The sequence below is a fragment of the Collinsella sp. TM10-22 genome (assembly GCF_003466125.1).
Taxonomy (GTDB): Bacteria; Actinomycetota; Coriobacteriia; order Coriobacteriales; family Coriobacteriaceae; genus Collinsella.
Map to the genome: position 1 here is coordinate 1 of NZ_QSOC01000005.1, position 22,752 is coordinate 22,752.

Here is a 22,752-nt window from a genome sequence, read left to right on the forward strand (position 1 = left end):
TGAGCCCTGCAGTCCGCTCCGACTGCGGGGCTTTTGCTATTCACCTAGTCATTGGGGACAAACCCGGCACTTGGGGACGGTCCTTTCCTGCCGGCAGCTTGGGACAGTCCTTAATAGTCATTGGGGACGTTCTTAAACGACTAGTCAAACAAGAACGTCCCCAACGACTACTCATTTAAGTCTGTCCCCAATGACTGCCCAATGGCTGGGAAGGCGCATCCCACACCGACGCATTGCCTTCGGGCCCTCTCCCCAGGCTCTCCATAGCTCAGCTGGACTCCCCGCAACCTGTTCCGAGTTGGCGGAACGAGCGCGACGTGGAGTGTCATTCTTTACCGCGTTAGACTAGACGCAGGGAAAGGAGGAGGACATGGATGCTCGCGTCAAGCAGCTTGTAAATATGATCGAGGACGCTCAGCCTGTCGCTGTCGCGGTACTTGCCAAGCGTCTCGAGGTAAGCGAACGCGCCGTGAGAAACTATATCCATCGCGCAAACGACAACCTTGCAGGGGTTGCACGCATCGTTGGCAGCAAGGGGCAGTATCGTATCGATGTTGCACGTGCAGATGAGCTTGCTCGCTTGCTAGACGGTGCGGCTCTGGCTCATCCGGGCATTCCTGATACGCGCGACGGCCGTGTGTCCTTCCTTCTTAACGACCTCCTCATGCGGTCCCAGTGGGTGACGATTGAGGAGTATGCGGATTTACTCTACGTTTCGGCGCGAACTCTGTCCAATGACATGCGTCTGGTAGAGCAGAAACTCGCCCAATTTGACTTAACGCTCGAAAAGCGCCCACGCTACGGAATCCGCGTTGCGGGCGGGGAGTCGCAACGGCGCCTGTGCCTCGCCTCGCTGGTGAGGCCCGTGTTGCCCGACACCGACGATGCAAAGCTCGCCGAGCGCCTGCGGGCCATCGCCGCATGTGTGGACGATGCCCTGACGGCCTCGCCCGTCACGGTGAGCTCGCTGGCATCCCGCAATCTCATCATGCATCTTTACATCGCTCTTGGCCGCATCGAGCAGGGCTGCTATGTCCCAGCTGCAGAATCGGACGTTCAAAAACTGGAGGGAACGCGCGAATACGCCGCGGCTTTCCAGATTGCCGCAAACATCAAGGATGCCCTGGGCGTGAGCATGCCCCGAGAAGAGGTTGCCTTTATCGCAATCCATTTGCTCGGCAGGGGCACGGGCGTGCCCGAGAAGGGCTCTGCCGTTATCTCGGACGAGATGTGGGAGATTGCTTCCGAGATGGTACGTGCGGTCAACGATGAGTTTAGGTTTGACTTTAGCGGCGATCTTGAACTTCGCATGAACCTTGCTCGGCATATCGGCCCTCTGGGCTATCGCCTTGAATATCACATGCATATGGATAACCCCATGCTGCCCGATATCAAGACGAGGTTTCCGTTGGCCTATTCGATGGCAGCTGGCACCTCGCAGGTACTCGAGCGTCATTTTGGCAGCCAGCCCTCTGATGAAGAGCTCGGCTACATCGCCATGGCATTTGCCCTGGCCCTCGAGCAGCAAGCCGACCAGCCGCGTCGCAAACGCATCCTGATCGTGTGCGCCTCGGGAGCGGGAAGCGCCCGTATGCTAGAGCACCAGTACCGCAAGCAGTTTGGCATGTATATCGATTCGATTGAGACATGCGATGTCGCCCGCGTGGGAACGCTCGATTTTTCGCACATCGACTACGTGTTCACAACGGTGCCGCTCAACGTCAAGTTGCCCGTGCCCGTTCGCGAGGCCGATTTCTTCTTGGAGACGAGCGATGTCAACGCTATCCGCAAGGTGTTGAGCGACGACACTGCGCAATCGGACTCCGTGAGCTCTTTCTTTAGCCGTGCCCTGTTCTTCAACCGCGTTGAGGCGTCGTCGAAGCAGGCCGTTCTCCGATATCTCTCCGAGCGCGCCGTCGAGAGCGGCCGTGTCGATGCCCAGTTTGCCCAAGAGGTCGCCGAGCGCGAGAGCGCGAGTGCCACCTCGTTTGGCAATGGGGTAGCCATGCCCCATGGGATGCATCCCTTGAGCGCCGAGGCCTTTGTTACCGTGGGCCTGCTCGAACATCCCATTCTTTGGGACGAATACGGCCATGAGGTCGATATCGTCTTTATGGTGTCGTTTGCCCGGTCGGGCGGCGATGAGGCGCGGATCTTGAGCTCGCTGCTCGCTGAGATCTTTATGGACCGCCAGGGGGTCGAGCGCTTACGCGAGCGCCGGTCCTGGCATGAGCTGATGGCGCTTGTGCAAGCGCATACGGCTTAAGGCTTCTTTTGTCGAAAACCCTGCCTGCCTGCAATAAACCTCGAGGATTGCGGGTGGGAGATAGGCGTTTCGAATATTCAAGTACAAACCAAACATCACGGGAGAGGAGACCGTTATGGACGATCAGGGAACCGAGATGGTTTCGTTTCAGCTGGTCGCTGCAGCGGGAGAGGCGCGCAGCCTTGCCTTCGAAGCCCTTGAAAAGGCAAAGGCGGGGGATTTTGACGCTGCCGCCAAACTCATGAAGCAGTCAAAGGATGCGGGAATCAAAGCTCACCACATCCAAACGCAGCTGCTTTCGACCGAGGCGGCGGGCGAGCATCTGTCGGTGGATGTGTTGCTGGTCCATGCTCAGGACCACCTCATGTGCTCCATGCTTGCTCAGGAGCTCGTGCAGGAGCTGATCTGCCTGTATGAGCGCACTGCAGCCAAGAACGCCTAACGGCGTGCGGCGACTATCCAACCAATCAATGCGAAGGGAATCCCTTATGAAGATCCTTCTTGTTTGCGCAGCTGGCCTGTCTACAAGCATTCTGATGAAGAAACTCGAGAAATACGCGGAGCAAAACGGCATCGAGCTCGATATCGATGCGGTGGGTATCGGCGAGTATCAGGAGACCTGCGCCGATTATGACGTGCTGCTCTTGGGGCCGCAGGTGTCCTACCAGCTCAACACCGTCAAGCAGGGGAGCGGTAAGCCGACCGCGGTCATCCCCGCACAGGACTACGGCATGGGCAACGCCGCCAACGTGCTGGCACTCGCCCAGTCGCTGTTGGGCTAGGAGGCGACTATGGAAAAGTTCATGACCCTGCTTCAGGAAAAACTGACCCCTATTGCCAATTTCTGCGGCGCCGAGCGCCACTTTGCCTCCATGCAAAAGGGCTTTATGAGCGCGATCAGCTTCATCTTGGTCTCTGCCGTCTTTATGATCATCGCCAACCCGCCGGTCACGGCCGACCTGGTGGCGCGGGGCGGGTTCTGGTCCGTCTTTGGCCCTTGGCTCGATTTTGCCACGGCCAATAAGCTCACGCTGCTCATCCCGTTCAACATGACGATGGGCATACTGTCGGTGATCGTGACGTTCGCAATCGCCTATAACCTGGCGGGCACCTACAAGATGCCCAAGCTTAACGCCGGTATGACCTCGCTGGTGATGTTCCTGATCGCCGCGGCGCCGTCGTCCTACTACCAGCTTGCTGATGAGTCCGTGCTCCAGGCGGTCCCCTGCACCTATCTGGGTGCGCAGGGCCTGTTTACCGCCATCATCGTTGCCCTGGTCTCCGTCGAGGTCACGCGCTTCTGCCAGACCAAGGGCATCACCATCAAGATGCCCGATGGCGTGCCGCCGTTTTTGTCCGAAACCTTTGGCGCCATCGTGCCTATGCTCGCCAACATCCTCATCTTCTTTGGTGGCAACCTGCTGATCCAGATGATCGATCCCACGCTGTCCATCCCCTCGGTTATCGAGAAGCTGCTCGCTGCCCCGCTTTCCGTCGCAGTTGACTCTGTGCCCGGCGCACTGCTTATCTGCTTCATGACGCTGCTGTTTTGGTGCTTTGGCGTCCACGGCAACATGATCGTGATGCCCATCACCGCCCCGGTCACGCTTGCCGCCTTTGCTGCCAACGCCTCGCTCTACGCTGCTGGGCAGCCGCTTGAGTTCCACCCGGTATTCATGTCGATGGTCATCAACCTCATCGGCGGCACGGGCAATACGTTCTCTTTTGTGGCGCTCTGCGCGTTTAGGGCAAAGTCGCAGCAGCTCAAGGCATTTGGCAAGGCATCGATCGTGCCGAGCTTCTTCCGTATCTCCGAGCCCGCGATCTTTGGCGCACCCATCATCTTCAACCCGATCCTCATGGTTCCGTTCGTGCTGGGCGGTATGATTTCGGCCCTGCTGTATTGGGGTGCAATCTCACTGGGTCTTGTCTCTAACTTCTACATCTTGGTGAGCGGCACGTTCCCCATCTTCGTTCAGGGCTTTATCCAGTGCCTCGACCCGCGCATCTGGGTATTTACGATCGTTTTGATCGTGGTCATGGCTGTGGTCTGGTACCCGTTCTTTAAGGTGTACGACAACCTGCTCCTGGCACAGGAGCAGGAGAACGCCGCGGCAGCTTCTGCCAAGGATGCTGAGTAGCATGGGTTACTTTGACAGAACGTCTGCTGCCGGTATGCCCGAGGGCTTTTTGTGGGGTGGTGCCCTCGCCGCCAACCAGGCCGAAGGGGGCTGGAACGAGGGCGGCCGCGGTATGTCGCACTCCGACCTGATTCCACAGGGTCCCGACCGCTGGGATGTGATGTTTGGCAGGCAAAAGCCCGTGGATGATCCGGACAGGCTGTATCCATGCCGTTGGGGCAACGACTTCTTCCATCATTGGCGCGAGGACGTCGAGCTCTTTGCCGAGATGGGCTTTAAGTGCCTGCGTCTTTCAATTTGTTGGAGCCGTATTTTTCCCACAGGGATGGAGGCCGAGCCCAACGGTGAGGGCTTGGAGTTTTACCGTCAGGTATTCGAGGCGCTGCGCGAGCACGGAATCGAGCCGCTCGTGACGCTGTCGCACTACGACTATCCGTTGGCTCTGGTCGAGCGTTATGGTGGATGGCAAAGCCGAGAGATGATCGAGCGGTATGCGCACTACGTCGAGACCGTCGGACGTGCGTACCAGGGCCTCGTGCGTTATTGGCTCACCTTCAACGAGATCAACAGCGTGGCGCTGTCCTATCTCAACGCGGGCGTCACGCTCGAGGATGAGCGTGACCGTGCAGCCGTGACCGCGGCGTTCTCGCACCATATGTTTATGGCGAGCGCTCGCGCTGTCGAGATCCTGCACAAGATCGATCCCGCAAACAAGGTGGGTTGCATGATCGCTGCCGGTGCGACCTATCCGTACCGTTGTGCGCCCGAGGACGTATGGCTTGCGTATGAGGAGGACCGCGGCCGCTACTTCTACACTGACGTGATGGCTGCGGGCGCCTATCCTACTTGGAAGCTGCGTGCGCTCGAGAAAGAGGGTGTTCACGTGCCCTTTGAGCCGGGCGATACGGAGTATCTGGCCGAGCATACCGTCGACTTCATCTCGTTCTCGTACTATTGCTCGCGCTTGGTGTGCGCCGATGACCAGGTGATCGCTGAGAAGGCGGAGGGCAACGTGTTCCCGACGCTGCGCAATCCGTACCTCAAGGATAAAGAGACTGCCTGGAAATGGCAGATCGATGCGCTGGGTTTGCGCGTGACGCTTGCCGGCTACCACGATCGTTACCATCTTCCGCTCTTTATCGCTGAGAACGGTGTGGGCGGACTCGATGCGCTGGAAGACGGCAAAGTCCACGATGCGTATCATATTGATTACCTGCGCAGGCATATTCTTGCGCTGCGCGATGCAATTGTCGAGGACGGTGTTGACCTGATGGGATACACGCCGTGGGGCTGTATCGATTTGGTGTCGGCCTCGACGGGGCAGATGAAGAAGCGCTATGGCTTTGTTTATGTCGATGCCGATGATACGGGCAAAGGCACGTTCGATCGCTACCGAAAGGACAGCTTCTGCTGGTACCAAAAGGTCATTGCATCAAATGGCGAGGACTTGAGTTAACTCTTGCAGGTCTGTTGCCCCCGCGGTCCGCTTCGGCCGCGGGGCTTTTGCTATTGAGGCGGCTGTTCATGAGGAGCATTGCAGACTGCGGAAACCCGGCACTTGGGGACGTTCCTTTCCTGCCGGCAGCTTGGGACAGTCCTAAAAGGCCGCATCGATCAACTGCGGAAAGCACATCCCAGAATGAGCGTCCAACATGGGGTGCGGTTTCCCTTGAGGCCCTCAATCGGAAAATGCATCCCAGATTTTTGTCGAAAAGCGGTCCCTAGTTTCCCAAACGGGCCGCTAACGGAAAGCGCATCCCGCTATTGGGCCCCAAAGCAGGATGCGCTTTCCGTGCCGGCAGTTCCAAGCAGTTCGGGATGGCCCTTTTCGTCTGCTCTCGGCCGGCGTCCGTAAGACTGTCCCCAACGACCACTCATTTAAGTCTGTCCCCAATGAGTGCGTATGTCCCCAATGAGTGCCCAATGACTAGTAGTAGGCCCACATGGCTTCGACTTCGTTGAGGACTTCTACGACGCCCCAGCGACGGGCGCTGCGGCTGGCCGAGTTGGGGTCGTAGACGCCAATCTGATTGGCATTGTCGATGCCGTAGAGCACGATGTAGTGGCCTACGTTGGTAAACGTACCGGGGCGCACTGCGGCGATAACGGGCGCACCCGAGTGAAGTGCTTGGGTAATCGATTCACGATCGTTATAGAGCTGTGTTCCGTTGAGTCCCAGCTGCCACGCACCGCCTGTCATAAACGACCACTCGGTGGCACCAGTGGGGGCGTAGTTGCCGGCTTCGGCCAGCGCGCATATATCGACCGGCGTCTTATCGGTGTGGCCGGTCTTAAAGATATAGACCATGGTGAGGCAAGTGGGACCGCAAGCGTTTTCGCGGATAGTGCCACCGGCATAGGACAGCTCCGACCATGCGGGGTCAATTTGGTAGATGTGGGGCATGGTGCCGGCCTGCCATTGCGAGCGTGGGGTCGAGAACGCAAAGGAGTAACCGGGTGCGACGGGAGCTTTAAGCAGCTTGTCCTCGGCAGTGGGCTCAAGACCGGCTGATCCGTGGGAGATACAGGATCCCAAAAACACAAAGACGAGACAGGCGGCAATGGAGCAAAGCGCAAGGCGTAGGCGGCGGGCCGGAAGCACGTGGCTTGTGGTATGCGACGCGGGGTGAGGGGCGGAATTGCCGCGATCGCGTTGAGGTCGCGAAAAGGAGCGTTTAACGTAGTAGTCGGTCTTACGGCGATCGTAGCGGCGCGGCTGTGATGTGTCGGTCTGGCGTTGGCGTGCGCTCGTACTCACGCGGTCTGACTGCTGCACGGTACGGCTTTGTTGCCGAGATGAAGCCCCGGGCTGCTCTTGGGGGCGCTGCTGGTTGCCGTTGTCGGAGGTGCTTCTGGGCGTTGGCGTGGTGCGGCCGGCAAGGCGCACGCTTTGTGGCCGTTGGTCGCCGTCATTGTATCCGCATGCCATTCGAATCACCTTGCCTCGTGTGTAACTTGTCTATCCTACATAAAAAGATGCACGACACATGGGTATGTGCGCCAAAAGCCTGACAAATGGTATGAACGTTGCCGCGCCGCGCGCCAAGCGTCACGGCAACAGGTATCCAAAAGCAGACAAGATGAAAGCGTCCAGGACGAATGACGTCTCCCGCCGTTCGTCCCAAAAACGGCGCCGCTCGTTTTGCAGTTCTGCCTTCGGTCGAGCCATAAGCGGCAGCGTGGCGCCGAGGCCGTATCTTAAAGCCACGAAATAAAAGCGCGCGGTCGAACAGGCCGCGCAAGGGGTGACGCCAGGGGGCGTCAAAAAGGAAAGGAGGGGAACAATGGCGGACAAGAACGCAGAAGTTGCAGTCGAGGACAACGGCGGCATGAAGAAAACGCTTTCGCTCTGGAACTTCTTCACCATCGGTTTCGGTGCCATCATCGGTACCGGTTGGGTTCTGCAGGTCGGCGACTGGATGGTCGTGGGCGGCGGTCCCGTTCCCGCTATGATTGCATTCCTCTTGGGCGCAATCTTCCTCGTGCCCGTCGGAGCTGTTTTTGGTGAGCTCACGGCTGCTATCCCAATTTCGGGCGGCATCGTCGAGTATGTCGATCGTAGCTTTGGCCGTACGATGAGCTACATCACCGGCTGGCTCCTGGCCCTGGGCAACGGCATCCTGTGCCCGTGGGAGGCCATCGCCATCTCGACCCTCGTGTCCGAGATGTTCGGCAGCCTGCCCGGCCTTGAGTGGCTGCGCGCCGTCAAGCTCTACACCATCCTGGGCGCCGACGTTTACCTGTTCCCGACGCTGATCGCGCTCGGCTTTGCAACCTACGTCATCTTCCTCAACTTCCGCGGTGCCAGCTCGGCCGCCAAGCTGCAGGCCTTCCTGACCAAGGCCCTGCTCTGCGGCATGCTACTCGCCATGGGCGTCTCGCTGTTCACCGGCTCGCCGGACAACGCCATGCCCGTGTTCTCCCAGGTCACCGGTGCTGGCGGCGGCAAGCCTGCTACCGAGGGCACCAGCCTGTTCGCAGGCATCGTTTCGGTCCTGGTTCTGACCCCGTTCTTCTACGCCGGCTTCGACACCATTCCTCAGCAGGCTGAGGAAGCAGCCGAGGGCCTCAACTGGAACAAGTTCGGCAAGATCATCTCCTTGGCTCTGCTGGCCGCCGGCGGCTTCTACATGGTCTGCATCTACTCGTTCGGCACCATCCTCGACTGGCATGAGTTTGTTAAGAGCCCGGTTCCCGCGCTTGCCTGCCTCAAGGGCATCAACATGCTCCTGTACCTGGCCATGCTCGTCATCGCCACGCTTGGACCCATGGGCCCGATGAACTCCTTCTACGGCGCCACGAGCCGCATCATGCTCGCCATGGGCCGCAAGGGCCAGCTGCCCGAGAAGTTCGCCGAGGTCGATCCCAAGTCCGGCGCTCCCAAGCTCGCCTGCGTCGTTCTGGGCGTCATCACCGTCGTCGGTCCGTTCCTGGGCAAGAACATGCTCATCCCTCTGACCAACGTGTCGGCTCTCGCCTTCATCTTCTCCTGCGGCATGGTCGCCCTCGCTTGCCTGCGCATGCGCTTCACCGAGCCCGACCTGCCTCGTCCCTACGAGGTGCCCGGCGGCAAGTTTGGCATCAGCCTCGCTATCGTTGCCTGCGGCACCATCATTGGCCTGCTCGTGATCCCGTTCTCTCCCGCCTCCCTCAACATGGTGGAGTGGAGCATCGTGATCGGCTGGCTGGCTGTTGGCCTGGCCCTCATGGCCTTCACCAATTCCCGCAAAAAATAACGCCTAGCCGGGACGGATCGGGTGTGCGGGGCCCTCTCTCCCGCGCACCGAACCCGGCACCACTTGGGTAGTTTTGTGAGGCCTTAACCCAACGCGGCCTCGCCCACTATATGGATCCATAAGGAGGAACCATGTCCACTAAGTATGCAATCGTTGGCGGCAAGCTCATCGACGGTACCGGTGCCGAGCCGGTCGAGAACTCCCTCGTTCTCGTCGACGACAATGGCAAGATCGAGTACGCCGGTGTCATGCAGGACCTTCCCGAGGGCGTTGAGGTTATCGACGCCGCCGGCAAGACCGTCCTTCCCGGCCTGATCGACACCCACCTGCACTTCTCGGGCAACCTGACCGACGATGACACCGACTGGGTCATGCAGCCGCTCCTCGAGAAGCAGGCCGTCGCCGTCAAGCAGGCCTACGACTGCCTCACCCACGGTCTCACCACCGTCTGCGAGATCGGCCGCTTTGGTATCCAGATCCGTGACTGCATCGACAAGGGCGTCTTCAAGGGCCCGCGCGTTCTGGCAACCGGCCTTGGCTTCTGCCGCGTTGCCGGCCACGGCGACTCCCACCACTGCAGCCAGGAGCTCAACAAGGAATCGCACCCCTGGGGCGATCAGGTCGACGGTCCTTGGGATCTGCGTAAGGCCGTCCGCCGTCGCCTGCGCGAGAACCCCGATGCCATCAAGATCTGGGCTACCGGTGGCGGCATCTGGCGCTGGGACTCCGGCCGCGACCAGCACTACTGCTCCGAGGAGATTCAGGCCGTGGTCGAAGAGGCCAAGATGGTCGGCATCCCCGTGTGGAGCCACTGCTACAACAACCACGCCGCTGCCTACGATTCCGTCCGCTTTGGCTGCGAACAGCTGATCCACGGCTTCGATATCGATGAGCGCACCATGGACCTCATGGCCGAGCAGGGCACCTTCTTCACCCCGACGATCGCCTTCCTGCCCACTTGGTACGCCACCTATCCGCCCGTCTACGTCCCCGAGCTGCACGACAAGTACGAGGGCACCCTGGTCGAGAAGGAACTGCAGCGCAACTACGACTGCCTGCGCGAGGCCAAGAAGCGCGGCGTCGTCATGACGATCGGCTCCGACTCCTTCTCCTTCGTCACCCCGTACGGCACCTGCTCCATCGAGGAGATGTACGAGTTCGTCGACAAGATCGGCTTCACCCCGGTCGAGACCATCACCTGCGCCACCCTCAACGGTGCCAAGATGTGCCACATCGAGGACGAGACCGGTTCCATCGAGGCTGGCAAGTGCGCCGACCTGCTGGTCGTCAATGGTGACGTCGCCGCCGACATCCACGTGCTCAACACCGACAACATGGACGTCATCATGAAGGACGGCTGGATTGTCGAAGCCGGCAGCTTCGGCGAGGCAAACAAGTACAGCGCCTAAGCTACCGTTCATCGATGGCTGGATGTAAAACACAGTATTTGATTGCATAATGCAATGGAGAGGGTCGCTTGCGGCCCTCTTTATTGCTATGCGGTGCGTCAGTAAGAAGGGGATGACGGTGGATCTCAATAGGCTGATTCTGGGCAAGAGCTACAACTCTACCAAGGTCTTTCGTACCGCTCAGCATGTGGTTCAAGCCATCTTGCTCGGTATTGTCGTTCCGCTGCTTATCCTGCTGCTCATCTGGGATCTAACCGATAATCCCAATCCCGTTCCGGCCGTTGTCGTCATTGCCGGCTTGGTCATGCTGTGCTTCTTCTTCTCGTACGTCTTTGTCGTTCCCGACGACCTCACATCGAGCGCAACCGACCGCACGCTCGCCATCGCTTCAAAAATATTCGCCTACACGTCGCGCGGCCTTACGCCCGAAGCGGCCCTGGGCGCCTCTAAGATCATCCTGTCCGAGACCATCGCCTCTGCCATCTGCTTTACCGACGGCAAACAGGTGTTGGCAAGCTGGGGCGAGGACTCGGCAAAGTGCCCTGCCGGCACCCCGGTGGTGCTGCGGACTACGCTCAACGTGATCAACAGCGGTGAGCAAAGCGTGTTTTCGCGCGATGCCTCGACCGAGGCGGGTGGCTACTTCCCGCGCCTGCGCGCTGGTATTGTCGCACCGCTCACCGTGCGTGGGCATTGCGTGGGCACGCTCGAGCTGTATTATCCCCGTCTGAGCAGCATCGATATGCGCCAGACGGCGCTTGCCTCGGGCTTTGCCGACCTCATTTCCACGCAGCTCGCGAGCTTTGAGCTCGAGCGCCAGGACGAGCTCACGGCCCGTGTGGAGCTGCGCGCCTTGCAATCGCAGGTCGATCCTCATTTTCTGTTTAACACCATCAGCACCATCGTGTCGCTCGTGCGTACCGAGCCGGACAAGGCCAGGTCGCTGCTCATCGACTTTTCCAATTACTACCGTCAGACACTGTCCGATTCCGATACCCTCACAACGCTCGAGCACGAGGTGGAACAGGGCACTCGCTATATCAATCTTATGCAGGCTCGTTATGGCGACGGCCGTCTGCGCGTCTCGGTCGATATCGACTTTGAGGTGCGCGATTGCATGGTGCCACCGTTTATCTTGCAGCCGTTGCTCGAAAACTGCATCAAGCATGCGCAGCGCGAGACCGAGCCGCTTTCTATTCATGTTAGGGCTTTCGAGACCGATGACGGCTTGGAGATCAGCGTCGAAGATGACGGCATCGGTATGAGCGAAGAAGTCTGCGCACACCTGTTTGAGCAGCATCGCCGAGAGGAGCCCGAGAGCATTACCGCCGACGGCTCCGTCAAGCGAGGTTGCGGCTTGGCGCTCTTCAACGTGCTTCAGCGCATCCATTTCTTTTACGGAGAAGATTCCGGCATGCGCGTGAAGTCCCAGGAGGGCGTGGGAACGCAGGTCATCGTTGAGTTGAACGGCGAACCGCATGAGCCGGCGCCGCTGACGGCGTAGCGCGCGAGTGTATTGAGGAGAGAGGAAGCGCACATGTCCGAGGGTTGGAACATCCTGGTAGTTGATGACGAGCCTCCAATTAGGGCTGAGCTACGCTATCTGTTGGAGAAGGACGCGCGCGTGGGGCATATCGCCGAGGCAGGCAATGTCACCGAGGCCGTGGAGTCGATTCTGTCGAACAAGCCCGACGTGCTGTTTTTGGATATCACGATGCCCGGCCGCTCGGGAATTGAGCTTGCCGAGACGCTGCAGAACCTAAAAAAGCCGCCGGTCGTGGTGTTTGTGACGGCATTTGCCGAGTATGCGGCCGATGCCTATAACCTCGATGCCGTCGATTACGTCGTCAAGCCGGTCGAGGATGCCCGCTTGTCAAAGGCGCTCGACAAGATCGAGGCAGCCTTGGGTGCCCGTCGTGTTATCCACGCTCCGCGCCAGCCTCTGCGTCTGACGGTGGACCGCGGGGGCAAAAAGGTGTTCATTCCCGCCGCAGACGTCTGCTACTTTGAGGCGCGCGCCGATTTTTGCAACGCCATCTGCGCCGAGGGAACGTACCTGATCAATGAGTCGATCTCTTCGCTCGAACGTCGCTTGGGCTCCGAGGGCTTTATTCGCGTTCATCGCAGCTATCTGGTCAATTTGGAAGACGTGCACAATGTTGAGATTGGCTCCACGGGGTTGATGGAGCTCAGGCTCGACCGCGTGAGCTCGACGGTGCCGGTGTCCCGTCGTCGTGCCGCCGAGGTCAAGTCGCACCTGGGGCTTGCGTAAGAGGCTTGCGTGCCGTCGTTTACCATCGCAGGTTTGGTATGGGCGCGCGGTGGGCATAATGGGTGGCATCGAATGAAATCGAAAGGATCATTATGCCCGCGCTTATCACCCATCATCTGTTTGGCGAGGAAAGCATCGACCGTCTTCCGCAGGGCGTTATTGCGTCCGACGAGGAGCGCATCGCCTTTATCCTGGGAAACCAAGGTCCCGACCCGTTTTTCTTCCACATGCTCACGCCGCGCATTTCCGACTGTATGTTGCTTGCTCAGGCCATGCACCGCTCGCGCATGTCGCGCCAGTTCTCGTGCCTGCGCGACGGCGTGTCGCACCTGCAGCCGCGCGATGCCAATCTGGGTCGCGCCTTTGCGCTGGGCCTGCTGTCGCACTATGTGCTCGACCGCAATGCCCACCCCTTTGTCTACGAGCAGCAGTTTGGCATTGTAGATTCCGATCCCGAGCTCGAGGCTTCGGGCAGCCAAGTACACGCCGTGCTCGAAAGCGACCTGGACGTGCTGATGCTGCAGCTCAAGCGCGACGGTGCCACGGTCGAGGACTATCCGCCGGCGGGCGAGATCGTCACCACCGACCGCATCAATCGCGTGGCCGGTGTGCTGATGAGCTACGTCGCCGGGCGCGTGTACGGTATCGACATCCCGGCGGGGGAGTACGCCGGCGCCGTCTCGGACATGCAGATGCTCTATCGCGCCATTGAGCCCGCCGGCTCGGCAAAGACTCGTGCGATTGCCCTGGTCGAGGGCTTGGTGCACGACTACTCGCTGCTCGACGGCCTTGCCCATCGCGTGACGACGGAGCTGCCCGAGCGCACCGGCAACCTGGGCCACCTGACATGGAAGAACCCCTTTACCGATGAGGTCTCGAATGAGAGTTTCCCCGAGGTCTTTGAGCGCGCACTGGTCGATTACGAGCTCACCGTTGCTCGCTTTATCGAGACCGGCGACATGGAGGCCGTGACCGGCCATATCAACTACAGCGGCCGCGTACTCGACGCCGACGAGGAGTTCGACCGCGAGGAATAGGGCCCATGCGTGCCCCTTTGCCGAATCCTTACCAGCGCTTCTGTGCAATTGGGGTACGATGAACTAACTGCATATTGGGCGAATACGAAAGGGCCCCTGTCCATGAAATACACCAAGCTCGAGCGTAACTGGGTTATGTACGATGTGGGCAATTCGGCCCTCGTGTTGCTCAATACCTCGGTGGTGCCCATCTACTTTAACGCCATCAATACCGGTGCTTCCTCGGCAGACCTGGTGGTCGCTTGGGGCAACGCGCAGACGATTGCCTCGCTGGTCATTGCCATGCTCATGCCCATTCTGGGCGCGCTTGCCGACTACGCTGGCAACAAGATCAAGTTCTTCTTGGGTTTCTTCCTCACGGGCCTGGTTCTTTGCCTGGCGCAGGCTATCCCAATGTCCGCCATGGCATTTTTGACCGTGTACGTGCTGTGCACCATCGGCCTTAACTCTTCTATGACGTTCTACGACGCCATGCTGCCCGACATTACCACCGACGAGCGCATGGACGCCGTGTCCAGCTCGGGCTATGCCTGGGGCTACATCGGTTCCACCGTGCCGTTCATCATCTGCCTGGCGCTCATCATGGGTGGCCCCGCTCTTGGTGTCCCCACCATGCTGGCAACGCGTCTGTCGTTTATCATCACTGGTGCCTGGTGGCTCATCTTTACTCTGCCGCTCATTCGCACCTATAAGCAAAAGTACGGTCGCGAGCGCGGTCCCGAGGACACCATCGGCCACATCGTGGGCGGTGTGTTCTCCGAGGTCGGACACACCATGCGCGAGATCGCCCACAACAAGACCGTGCTGGTCTACATGGTCGCGTTCTTCTTCTATATCGATGGCGTCCACACGGTCATTTCCATGGCCACCAGTTACGGCTCAGCTTTGGGCATCGATTCGACGCAGCTTGTCCTGGCGCTGCTCGTTACGCAGTTTGTGGCTTTTCCGTCTGCCATCATCTACGGCAAGCTCGCCGGACGCGTGGGCACGCTCAACATGATCCTGGTGGCCGTTGCCGCCTACATGGGCATTGTGCTGTTCGCCGCGTTCTTCCTAAAGACCGCCTTTGAGTTCTGGGTGCTTGCCATTATGGTCGGCCTGTTCCAGGGCGGCGTGCAGGCGCTCAGCCGTAGCTACTTTGGCCGCATTATCCCCAAGGAAAAGTCCAACGAGTACTACGGCTTCTTTGACATCTTTGGTCGTTATGCAAGCGTCATGGGTACCTTCCTAGTGTCGGTCGTTACCTCGCTGACCGGCAACCCGTCGCTGGGCGTCCTTTCTATTGGCGTGCTGCTGATCGTTGGCTTTATGCTGCTGGTTCGCCTGTCCCGCATGACTCGGGCAGCAGAGCATGCCGCATAGGAGCGAGCGGCTATTGTGCCTGTCCACGGTACTCTTTTGGGGTTATCCGCAATAAACATTGCGACTTGCGAGCAATGATTTGCCCAAGTGGGTATGATGGAATCAGCTAGGTCGCGGGGCGTCGCCTGTGTTTGGCGGCGTCCCGTTTTTGTGTTGCAGGGAGGGTAAGGCATGAACGCCACAGTCGTGATTCCAACGTATTGGGCGGGCGATGACGCTTGCGCAAACGCCCCTGGCACCTATGACCATTCGACGCGACTCAACGCCGACAATCCCGAACTCGACCGCTGCCTGGCCTCGCTTGAGCAGGTACGTGACATCCCGCGCATCATCCTTTTGGTGGTCTGTCCCGTTTCTGCCACAGCCGATGTGTCGCTGCGCGTGCACGAGATTGTCGACGCGCATCCCACGCTCAAGGTCACCGTTGTCACCAACACCCAGGCCTCGCGCATCGCAGACCGGGTTGCTCAGATCGCGCCCAAGGGTTCGGGCGAGTGCGTGAGCCTGCGAGGCTACGGTGCCATCCGCAATATGGGGCTAGCCTGCGCCGCTGTGCTGGGGCATGACGCGGTTATCTTCTTGGATGACGATGAGACTGTCATCGACGCCGACTTTATGAAGCGCGCGACCTATGCGTTGGGGCAGCAGACGCGTCAGGGCTTGCCGATCTTGGTCAAGAGCGGCTATTTCTACGATCGCGACGGCTCGCCGCTGGCTCCCACGGACAAGGCGGGCATCTGCCATCGTTGGTGGACCAAGCGCATCGAGTTCAACCGTTGGATGAAAAAGGCGCTTTCGGGCACCCGCATCTCGCGCTCCAACTACGTGTGCGGCGGCCTGATGGCCCTGCACGCCCGCGCCTTTACGCGTGTGGCCTTTGACCCGTTTATCACCCGCGGCGAGGACTTGGATTACCTCTTTAACATGCGCATGTTTGGCTACGACGTGTGGTTCGATAACGAGTGGACCGTGCGCCATCTGCCTCCGGAGTCCGAAAAGCGCTCACCGCGCTTTATGCAGGATGTATACCGTTGGTACTACGAACGGGCCAAGTTGACATTCGCCGCGCATCAAAAGGAGCTCATTCCCGTTACGGCGGCATCGCTTATGCCCTACCCGGGCCCGTGGATTTCGCGCGAGCTCGACGACCGCGTGCGCAAGACCGCTATGGTCCGCAGCGTGTTTACCCGCGAGCATGAGGGCTACCTGCGCATCTGGCGCCATGGTATCGACGAGGCAAAGGCCTATGCGCGCCAAAACGCTGCAAGCTACCTGCGTTTCCAGAGCTTTTGGCCCAAGATCATGGACGGGCTTTGGCGTGACGCACAACTGATCAGTATCCTGGAGGGGGCCGAATGATCGACCGCCGCGCCCAGCGCGATAGTTCAATATCAATCTTTCGCATCATTGCCGTTGCCTGCGCCATTTGCGTGCTGGTGTACTTTATTTTTGCCTTGGCGACCGGTATCGAGCCGATCGCCACGGTGATTGCCTGCGCGCTGCTGTGCATCTTTCTGTGCATCTTTATCTTTTTGACGCTCAATCCCGATTCGGTGCGCTCCCAGTACACCGAGGAGACGCTCTCGGTGGCCTCGGCCATGCTCGAGGACATTAAGGGCGGTCTGACGCAGGAATCGGCGCTTTTGGTGTGCCGGCGCATTTTGCCCGAGACGCGCGCCATGACGGTGGCCATCACCGACGAGGAAAACGTGCTTGCCTGCGCGGGCGAGTTTGAGGAAAAGCTACTGCCAGATTCGCCCATCCACACGCTTGCCACACGCTACGTTATCGAACATGGCATCGTGCAGTCGTTCAACCGTATGGTGGATGTCGTGGGCTCGGACGGCTCGCACAACCAAGTCCCCGCCGGCATTATCGCCCCCATCAAGGTGGGCGATCGTACCGTCGGCACGCTCAAGTTCTACTACAAGACCCCGCGCGCCGTCGACCGTACCCAGTACGCGCTTGCCTCGGGCTTTGCCGAGATCTTGTCCACGCAGCTCGCCATCCACGAGCTCGAGGTGCAAAAGGAACTCACAGCGCGCGCCGAGGTGCGTGCGCTGCAGGCGCAGATTAACCCGCACTTCCTGTTCAACACGCTGAACACCATTGCATCGTTTACGCGCACCGACCCGTTGCGGGCCCGCGAACTGCTTCGTGAGTTCTCATCGTTCTATCGCGCCACGCTCGACAACTCGGGATCGCTTATTCCGGTCTCGCGCGAGGTCGCACAGACCAAGCGCTACCTTACCTTTGAGAAGGCCCGCTTTGGCGAGGACCGCGTGCTTGCAACGTTCGATGTGTCCGAGGACGTGGAAGATACGCTGGTGCCGGCGTTCGTGATTCAGCCGATTGTCGAGAACGCCGTGCGTCATGGTATGGGCGATGACGGCGCCCTGAGGATCGACGTGACCGTTCACCAAGACGGCGAGGATGCAATCTTGATTGCCGTTGCTGATAACGGCGTGGGCATGGATGAGGGTACCGCCGCCAGACTGTTTGACGAGCGCTCTGCCCGTCCCGACGCCAGCTCTCCCCAGGGCGGCGGCGCCGGTGTGGCCATGCACAATATTTCGGAGCGCATCCATCGCTTTTATGGGCCACACTCCTATACGCGTGTCGAATCGGCGCCGGGCAAGGGCACCAAAGTGCTTCTTCATCTTGATTTGTCAGAGAGCATCTTTGACATTCAAGAGTAAAATAAAAGGCTACGGGCTCAACGTCATGCGACGGATGCCCGGCGTAGTTAGTTGACGAAAGGTTTTATCCCTATGCTGCGTGCGATGATTGTGGATGATGAGGCGCCGGCTCGCTCGGAGCTTCGCTTCTTGCTCGAGCAAACGGGCAAGATCGGCACGATCACGGAGGCGTCGAGCGTCCGCTCCGCCATCGAGATGCTTATGGAAAGTCGCGTGGATGTCGTGTTTCTCGATATCTCGATGCCCGGTGCCTCGGGCCTGCAACTTGCCGAGGCGCTGCATAAGCTCAAAAATCCGCCGGCGATCGTGTTTGTGACTGCGTATAGCGACCATGCGGTCGAGGCATTCGACGTGGATGCTGTCGATTATCTGATGAAGCCGGTCGAGGAAGCTCGCTTGGATCGCGCGATCGAGAAGGTCATGCAACGCGCTAAGCCGGTTACGGACAGCAAGGTGACCATCGAGCGTATCCCGGTGGAAAAGGGCGGCCGCAAGGTGCTCATTCCCGTGGACGACATTCGCTTTATCATGGCCAAGGACGATTACTCCTGCATCTATACCGTCGATGATCGCTTTTTGTCGACGACCTCGCTGGCGCAGTTTGAGGCCAAGCTCTGCGACTTTGGCTTCTTCCGTGTTCACCGCCGCTATATCGTCAACTTGGCGTGCGTTACCGACGTTGAGACGGTGCCCTCGGGCGCCATCCAGCTGGGCATTACGGGCGTCGACGAACGCGTGCCGGTTTCGCGCCGCCGCGTCGTGCCGCTCAAGAAGGCTCTGAGTCTCTAGCACACTGGCCCCGCGGCCCTGTGGACCTATCGTCTGCGGAGCCGTGGGGCCTTTTTGTATGTATCTGCCAAATCGTTTTTTGCGGAAAGGATCCCATGAACAGTGCAAGCGCCAAGCGTATCGACATCATCTCGGACACCCACGGCTATCTTTCGCCCGCGCTCTTAGACGAGCTTAAAGGTGCGGATTTGATTATCCATGCCGGCGACCTTACGTCGGAGATGGACTACGAGCATCTATGCACCATCGCCCCTGTGCGCGCCGTACTGGGCAACAACGATTATTACCGCGACTACGGCCCCGATGTGGATCGCCTGGCGCTCTTTACCTACGAAGGCCTCAAATTCGCTGTAGCCCACTACCGCGAAGACCTCCCGGTGGGATCCGTAGACGTAGCCATCAACGGCCACACCCACGTAACCAAAGAAGCCCAAGTGGGCCGTTGCTTGGTCCTCAACCCGGGCAGCGCCAGCTACCCCAGAGGTACCCGAGGTCCCACTATGGCCAGAATGCTCGTCAACGACGGCCAAATCATAAGCACCAAGTTTATTGACCTAGAGTAACCGCAACAAAAACGGGGGATGCAGATCGCATCTCCCGTTTTTTATGAGCCAAAGGTCAAAGTTCAACAAGATCCATCAGACCAACCCCGCCGAGGAGCACGCGGGCTAGCCGCGCAGCGGCGCACGCCCGCAAAACTGGTTGAATAATGTGACGGCAGGGAGGGTCTCCGGGGCTGAGGGCAGGGGTTAAGTTTGTCGCGAGTTCCGCACGCAAAGGAAAGCACTTAATGTGCTTTCCGTCTTGCGCAGGACTGTAGAGCAGCAAACTTAACCCCCGCCCTCAGCCCCGGAGACCCTCCCGGAGGGACCGAAAAATTTTTTCAAAAAAGTTGTTGCGTGCCGGACAGACTTCTGTGTATACTAATCCCCGCAGCGCACGCGAGCGGAAACAAACGCGAACGCCTGCCTGGGGAGTTAGCTCAGTTTGGTTAGAGCGCCGGCCTGTCACGTCGGAGGTCGCGGGTTCGAGCCCCGTACTTCCCGCCAACGCAATTAAAGCCACGTCTTCGGACGTGGCTTTTTGCGTTTGATGCACTTTGTTTCGATAGAACGATCGCCCTGGCGCATCTTCGCCCAGAATCCCCGTACCTTCGGGAACGCAAGTAAAATCCAATAAGTATATCTGTCTAAACAGCAGCTTTGTTGCGCAACACCTGTTCAACGAGACAGGGGGTTAGGTTATACTAAATTGCACTGTAGGCCGCATCTGATGCATTTCGCTCCAAGCGCGGCACTCAGTGGATATCCTATTTATCATTTGGATGTCCTAGCGGTCATTTAGCGTCTCGACACAAGCTCGGCCCCGGAGCTCGTTCGAGCTGTTCGTATTCCTTGAAAGGGGAAAAATGGACATATCGAGGAAGACTGATTACGCCCTTCGTATGCTGGCGATGCTTACCGAGGATCCGGAGCGTTTGCTTTCTGTTCGCACCGCTGCCGAAGAGGTCAATGTCCCGTATTCGTTTGCCCGTTCGATCCAACACGGTTTGGTCCAGGCCGGTATTGTGGAGAGCCTGCGTGGCGTCCACGGTGGAATGCGTCTCAAGGTCAGTCCGGACGATGTCACCATCCGCCAGGTCGTCGAGGCTGTTCAGGGCCCTATGGTTATGAACGATTGCACCGCGCCCGATGGTGACTGTGCGCGCATGGGCACGTGCTGCTATCATCCCCTGTGGGCCGGAGCCCAGGCGTTGATGCGCGACTACCTCGATTCCGTTTCGCTCGGCGACATCGTCGCCCATCGCCAGTTCCCGGCTGTCGATCCCAAGTTCGCCGATCGCGATGCGTTTCCCGAGTACGCCACCTGTGCGTGCGCCTGCCGGGAGGAATAGCGCCGCATAAGGAGCATTGCCATGATTCAGGACCCCTTTCGTTCGATGATTCGTTCGGAAGGGGTTCTGCGTTATCGCGACCTTCCGTGGCGCCGCACGCGCGACCCATATATCATCTGGCTCTCCGAGGTCATGCTGCAGCAGACACAGGTTCCGCGCGTGGAGACGCGCATGCCGGCGTGGCTCGATCGCTTTCCGACCGTCCGGGCGCTCGCTCAGGCCGCGCCTTCCGATGTTTTAGACGCTTGGCAGGGCATGGGCTACAATCGACGCGCTCTGGCGCTCCACAAGGCCGCTCAGCGCGTTGCAGAGGACTGGGATGGGGAGTTTCCGCGTGAGACGCGCGACTTGGTCGCTCTGCCTGGTATTGGCCCGGCAACGGCGCAGGGTATCCGGTCGTTTGCGTTTGATCTTCCGGGTGTGTATCTGGAGACCAACGTGCGCACGGTCTTTCTGCATCATTTCTTTCCCGATGTGCCCGCCGTTCCCGATCGCGAACTGGTGCCGCTGATTCAGGCGGCCTGTCCGGCGGCCCCCGGTGCGGCGCTCGACAAGATCGCTCCCTTTGCCGTGCCGCTCGATGATGCCGATACGCCGCGCGCGTGGTATTACGCGTTGCTAGATTACGGCGCATATCTAAAAAAGACGTTGCCCAATCCGTCCAGGCGCTCGGCGGGCTATAGCCGTCAATCAAAGTTTGAGGGCTCGCGTCGCCAAAAGCGCGCGCATATCGTGCGCATGTTGCTGGCAGCGCGCGATGACCAGCCGGCGGGGATTACGCTCGATGAGGCCGTCGCAGGCGTTGACGAGATGGAGGCGGCGGCCGGTCGAGCGCCGGTCGAGTGTGAGCTGGTCGCGAGTATTCTGGCCGATCTGGAGCGCGAGGGCTTTTGCCGCTCCGAGGACGATCGTTGGCTGAGTGTGTAGCCCGCTCGAATTTTAAGGTTTAGATTTTCGGCAGGGGGTACCATAAAATAAGGCCGCTCAAAGCCTATGGGCGGCATGTATTGAAGGGAAGTACACCTATGGATTTTGAGAGCTCTCAAACCAAGAAGAACCTCGAGACCGCTTTTGCCGGTGAGTCTCAGGCGCACACCAAGTATCGCTACTATGCATCCAAGGCAAAAAAGGACGGCTACGTTCAGATCTCGAATATCTTTGCCGAGACGGCGGGCAACGAGTCCGAGCACGCCAAGCTGTGGTTTAAGTATCTGCACGATGGCGCCGTTCCCAGCACTCTGGATAACCTGCGCGATGCCGCCGCGGGAGAGAACTACGAGTGGACCGAGATGTACGACGAGTTTGCCAAGACCGCCGAGGAGGAGGGCTTTGCCGAGATCGCCGCGAAGTTCCGCGGCGTCGCTGCTGTCGAGAAGGCTCACGAGGAGCGCTACAACAAGCTCGTCGAGCGCATTGAGTCGGGCGAGGTGTTTGAGCGCGAGGGTGTAAAGGTGTGGAAGTGCCTGAACTGCGGACACCTGCATGTTGGTGCCGAGGCGCCCGAGGTGTGCCCGGTGTGCAACCACCCGAAGGCGTACTTTGAGGAGCAGGTGGTGAACTACTAGCGCGTGGCGCTGGCTGCTGCGGGGCGCGGGGCGGGGAGATACCTTTCCCTCTCGCTCACGGCTTCGCAGAGTCGCGCGAGGGAAAGGTATCTCCCCGCCCCGCGCCCCGGCGTTGGGTCGTCGCGTGCTCGCTACAGAAAAGCTGATATTAAAGTTTGTGTGCCGCCCCCTATGGGGCGGCACGTTTTGTGTGGGGGCGGACAGTTAGTTCAGATTCGTATTTTCCAATCGCTCGATGGCTGTCTTTTGGGTCCTTGGAGGTCTGTTGGGCGTCATTTGGATGCCTGTTACGCCTGACTTTGGGTCTTTGATGTCCGTTATGGGGGACCAAAATGCAGCAAACGGAGCGTGTCGGCCCTTCTGTGGGGGGTCTGATTTATACATATCTGAACTAACTGTCCAGGCTGCTTCGCTTGGGGCTGTCACGTTTTACTTGAGGTCCCGGTCTCCACAATTTTCGTCAAGCTTTTGGTTAGATTTTGGTCAGCTGGCGTAAGGGTGGAAGGCCAAAAGATTGCTGGCGAAAAAAGCTCAGAGAAAGTGCTGGTAGGGGAGTTGTTGAGCTTTTCGACAGCTTTTGAG

At 59.2% G+C, this 22,752-nt stretch carries 19 protein-coding genes and 1 tRNA gene; 19 read left to right on the plus strand and 1 reads right to left on the minus strand.

What is annotated here, in order from left to right; translation table 11 throughout:
- Positions 1-370 precede the first annotated feature (370 nt).
- From DXD94_RS06020 to DXD94_RS06040, 5 genes are all read left to right on the plus strand, one after another.
- Positions 371-2,266: a BglG family transcription antiterminator gene (locus DXD94_RS06020; protein ID WP_117735416.1), complete on the plus strand. Its 1,896-nt coding sequence runs from the start codon at positions 371-373 to the stop codon at positions 2,264-2,266.
- Between the two features lie 115 nt (positions 2,267-2,381).
- Entirely contained in the window at positions 2,382-2,708 is a 327-nt protein-coding gene (locus DXD94_RS06025; protein WP_117565034.1) for a PTS lactose/cellobiose transporter subunit IIA, read from the plus strand.
- Positions 2,709-2,754: 46 nt separating this feature from the next.
- On the plus strand, positions 2,755-3,048 hold the full coding sequence (locus DXD94_RS06030; RefSeq protein ID WP_117565033.1) for a PTS sugar transporter subunit IIB: 294 nt from the start codon (positions 2,755-2,757) through the stop codon (positions 3,046-3,048).
- A 9-nt stretch (positions 3,049-3,057) separates the two neighbouring features.
- On the plus strand, positions 3,058-4,407 hold the full coding sequence (locus DXD94_RS06035; protein ID WP_117735417.1) for a PTS sugar transporter subunit IIC: 1,350 nt from the start codon (positions 3,058-3,060) through the stop codon (positions 4,405-4,407).
- Between the two features lies 1 nt (position 4,408).
- Entirely contained in the window at positions 4,409-5,863 is a 1,455-nt protein-coding gene (locus tag DXD94_RS06040) for a family 1 glycosylhydrolase (protein WP_255413336.1), read from the plus strand.
- A gap of 471 nt (positions 5,864-6,334) precedes the next feature.
- Here DXD94_RS06040 and DXD94_RS09815 read toward each other — a convergent pair whose 3' ends face one another.
- The gene (locus DXD94_RS09815; RefSeq protein WP_233540329.1) at positions 6,335-7,336 is read right to left on the minus strand and encodes a C39 family peptidase; all 1,002 of its coding nucleotides are present in this window, start codon (positions 7,334-7,336) and stop codon (positions 6,335-6,337) included.
- Positions 7,337-7,691: 355 nt separating this feature from the next.
- On the opposite strand from DXD94_RS09815, the gene DXD94_RS06050 reads away from it, so the two are divergent.
- The 14 genes from DXD94_RS06050 (at position 7,692) to rbr (ending at position 22,170) form a co-directional block, all read left to right on the plus strand.
- A complete protein-coding gene (locus DXD94_RS06050; protein ID WP_117735418.1) occupies positions 7,692-9,143 on the plus strand; it encodes an APC family permease in 1,452 nt (483 codons plus the stop codon).
- Positions 9,144-9,274: 131 nt separating this feature from the next.
- On the plus strand, positions 9,275-10,552 hold the full coding sequence (locus tag DXD94_RS06055) for an amidohydrolase family protein (RefSeq protein ID WP_117743931.1): 1,278 nt from the start codon (positions 9,275-9,277) through the stop codon (positions 10,550-10,552).
- Positions 10,553-10,664: 112 nt separating this feature from the next.
- Positions 10,665-12,056, plus strand: a complete 1,392-nt coding sequence (locus DXD94_RS06060; RefSeq protein WP_233540330.1) for a sensor histidine kinase — start codon at positions 10,665-10,667, stop codon at positions 12,054-12,056.
- A 33-nt stretch (positions 12,057-12,089) separates the two neighbouring features.
- Positions 12,090-12,824, plus strand: a complete 735-nt coding sequence (locus DXD94_RS06065; RefSeq protein ID WP_117763530.1) for a LytTR family DNA-binding domain-containing protein — start codon at positions 12,090-12,092, stop codon at positions 12,822-12,824.
- A gap of 92 nt (positions 12,825-12,916) precedes the next feature.
- Positions 12,917-13,861 (plus strand): zinc dependent phospholipase C family protein, encoded by a 945-nt coding sequence (locus DXD94_RS06070; RefSeq protein ID WP_117763531.1) that lies wholly within the window; start codon positions 12,917-12,919, stop codon positions 13,859-13,861.
- 102 nt (positions 13,862-13,963) lie between these two features.
- The gene (locus tag DXD94_RS06075) at positions 13,964-15,223 is read left to right on the plus strand and encodes an MFS transporter (RefSeq protein WP_117763532.1); all 1,260 of its coding nucleotides are present in this window, start codon (positions 13,964-13,966) and stop codon (positions 15,221-15,223) included.
- A 171-nt stretch (positions 15,224-15,394) separates the two neighbouring features.
- Entirely contained in the window at positions 15,395-16,582 is a 1,188-nt protein-coding gene (locus DXD94_RS06080; protein ID WP_055285281.1) for a glycosyltransferase, read from the plus strand.
- Positions 16,579-17,922: a histidine kinase gene (locus DXD94_RS06085; RefSeq protein ID WP_117763533.1), complete on the plus strand. Its 1,344-nt coding sequence runs from the start codon at positions 16,579-16,581 to the stop codon at positions 17,920-17,922. The genes DXD94_RS06080 and DXD94_RS06085 overlap by 4 nt, the downstream gene beginning before the upstream one ends.
- Positions 17,923-17,994: 72 nt before the next feature.
- The gene (locus DXD94_RS06090) at positions 17,995-18,711 is read left to right on the plus strand and encodes a LytTR family DNA-binding domain-containing protein (RefSeq protein WP_006235156.1); all 717 of its coding nucleotides are present in this window, start codon (positions 17,995-17,997) and stop codon (positions 18,709-18,711) included.
- 95 nt (positions 18,712-18,806) lie between these two features.
- Positions 18,807-19,274 carry a YfcE family phosphodiesterase gene (locus DXD94_RS06095; RefSeq protein WP_117735424.1) on the plus strand — a complete coding sequence of 156 codons (468 nt, stop codon included), beginning with the start codon at positions 18,807-18,809 and terminating at the stop codon, positions 19,272-19,274.
- A 408-nt stretch (positions 19,275-19,682) separates the two neighbouring features.
- Positions 19,683-19,760: transfer RNA gene (locus tag DXD94_RS06100), tRNA-Asp, on the plus strand.
- Between the two features lie 359 nt (positions 19,761-20,119).
- Positions 20,120-20,605 (plus strand): Rrf2 family transcriptional regulator, encoded by a 486-nt coding sequence (locus DXD94_RS06105; protein WP_117743111.1) that lies wholly within the window; start codon positions 20,120-20,122, stop codon positions 20,603-20,605.
- Between the two features lie 21 nt (positions 20,606-20,626).
- Positions 20,627-21,532, plus strand: a complete 906-nt coding sequence (locus DXD94_RS06110) for an adenine glycosylase (RefSeq protein WP_117763534.1) — start codon at positions 20,627-20,629, stop codon at positions 21,530-21,532.
- A 98-nt stretch (positions 21,533-21,630) separates the two neighbouring features.
- Entirely contained in the window at positions 21,631-22,170 is a 540-nt protein-coding gene (gene rbr / locus DXD94_RS06115; protein ID WP_117735427.1) for a rubrerythrin, read from the plus strand.
- Positions 22,171-22,752: the final 582 nt, after the last annotated feature.

What these genes read in the sequence shown, in the direction of transcription:
- DXD94_RS06035 (WP_117735417.1), top strand. Translation starts at nt 3,058, where the DNA reads ATGGAAAAGTTCATGACCCTGCTTCAGGAAAAACTGACCCCTATTGCC.
- DXD94_RS06030 (WP_117565033.1), top strand. Translation starts at nt 2,755, where the DNA reads ATGAAGATCCTTCTTGTTTGCGCAGCTGGCCTGTCTACAAGCATTCTG.
- DXD94_RS06065 (WP_117763530.1), top strand. Translation starts at nt 12,090, where the DNA reads ATGTCCGAGGGTTGGAACATCCTGGTAGTTGATGACGAGCCTCCAATT.
- DXD94_RS06060 (WP_233540330.1), top strand. Translation starts at nt 10,665, where the DNA reads ATGACGGTGGATCTCAATAGGCTGATTCTGGGCAAGAGCTACAACTCT.
- DXD94_RS09815 (WP_233540329.1), bottom strand. Translation starts at nt 7,336, where the DNA reads ATGGCATGCGGATACAATGACGGCGACCAACGGCCACAAAGCGTGCGC.
- DXD94_RS06090 (WP_006235156.1), top strand. Translation starts at nt 17,995, where the DNA reads ATGCTGCGTGCGATGATTGTGGATGATGAGGCGCCGGCTCGCTCGGAG.
- DXD94_RS06070 (WP_117763531.1), top strand. Translation starts at nt 12,917, where the DNA reads ATGCCCGCGCTTATCACCCATCATCTGTTTGGCGAGGAAAGCATCGAC.
- DXD94_RS06085 (WP_117763533.1), top strand. Translation starts at nt 16,579, where the DNA reads ATGATCGACCGCCGCGCCCAGCGCGATAGTTCAATATCAATCTTTCGC.
- DXD94_RS06025 (WP_117565034.1), top strand. Translation starts at nt 2,382, where the DNA reads ATGGACGATCAGGGAACCGAGATGGTTTCGTTTCAGCTGGTCGCTGCA.
- DXD94_RS06080 (WP_055285281.1), top strand. Translation starts at nt 15,395, where the DNA reads ATGAACGCCACAGTCGTGATTCCAACGTATTGGGCGGGCGATGACGCT.
- DXD94_RS06050 (WP_117735418.1), top strand. Translation starts at nt 7,692, where the DNA reads ATGGCGGACAAGAACGCAGAAGTTGCAGTCGAGGACAACGGCGGCATG.
- DXD94_RS06020 (WP_117735416.1), top strand. Translation starts at nt 371, where the DNA reads ATGGATGCTCGCGTCAAGCAGCTTGTAAATATGATCGAGGACGCTCAG.
- DXD94_RS06075 (WP_117763532.1), top strand. Translation starts at nt 13,964, where the DNA reads ATGAAATACACCAAGCTCGAGCGTAACTGGGTTATGTACGATGTGGGC.
- DXD94_RS06055 (WP_117743931.1), top strand. Translation starts at nt 9,275, where the DNA reads ATGTCCACTAAGTATGCAATCGTTGGCGGCAAGCTCATCGACGGTACC.
- DXD94_RS06110 (WP_117763534.1), top strand. Translation starts at nt 20,627, where the DNA reads ATGATTCAGGACCCCTTTCGTTCGATGATTCGTTCGGAAGGGGTTCTG.
- DXD94_RS06040 (WP_255413336.1), top strand. Translation starts at nt 4,409, where the DNA reads ATGGGTTACTTTGACAGAACGTCTGCTGCCGGTATGCCCGAGGGCTTT.
- DXD94_RS06105 (WP_117743111.1), top strand. Translation starts at nt 20,120, where the DNA reads ATGGACATATCGAGGAAGACTGATTACGCCCTTCGTATGCTGGCGATG.
- DXD94_RS06095 (WP_117735424.1), top strand. Translation starts at nt 18,807, where the DNA reads ATGAACAGTGCAAGCGCCAAGCGTATCGACATCATCTCGGACACCCAC.
- rbr (WP_117735427.1), top strand. Translation starts at nt 21,631, where the DNA reads ATGGATTTTGAGAGCTCTCAAACCAAGAAGAACCTCGAGACCGCTTTT.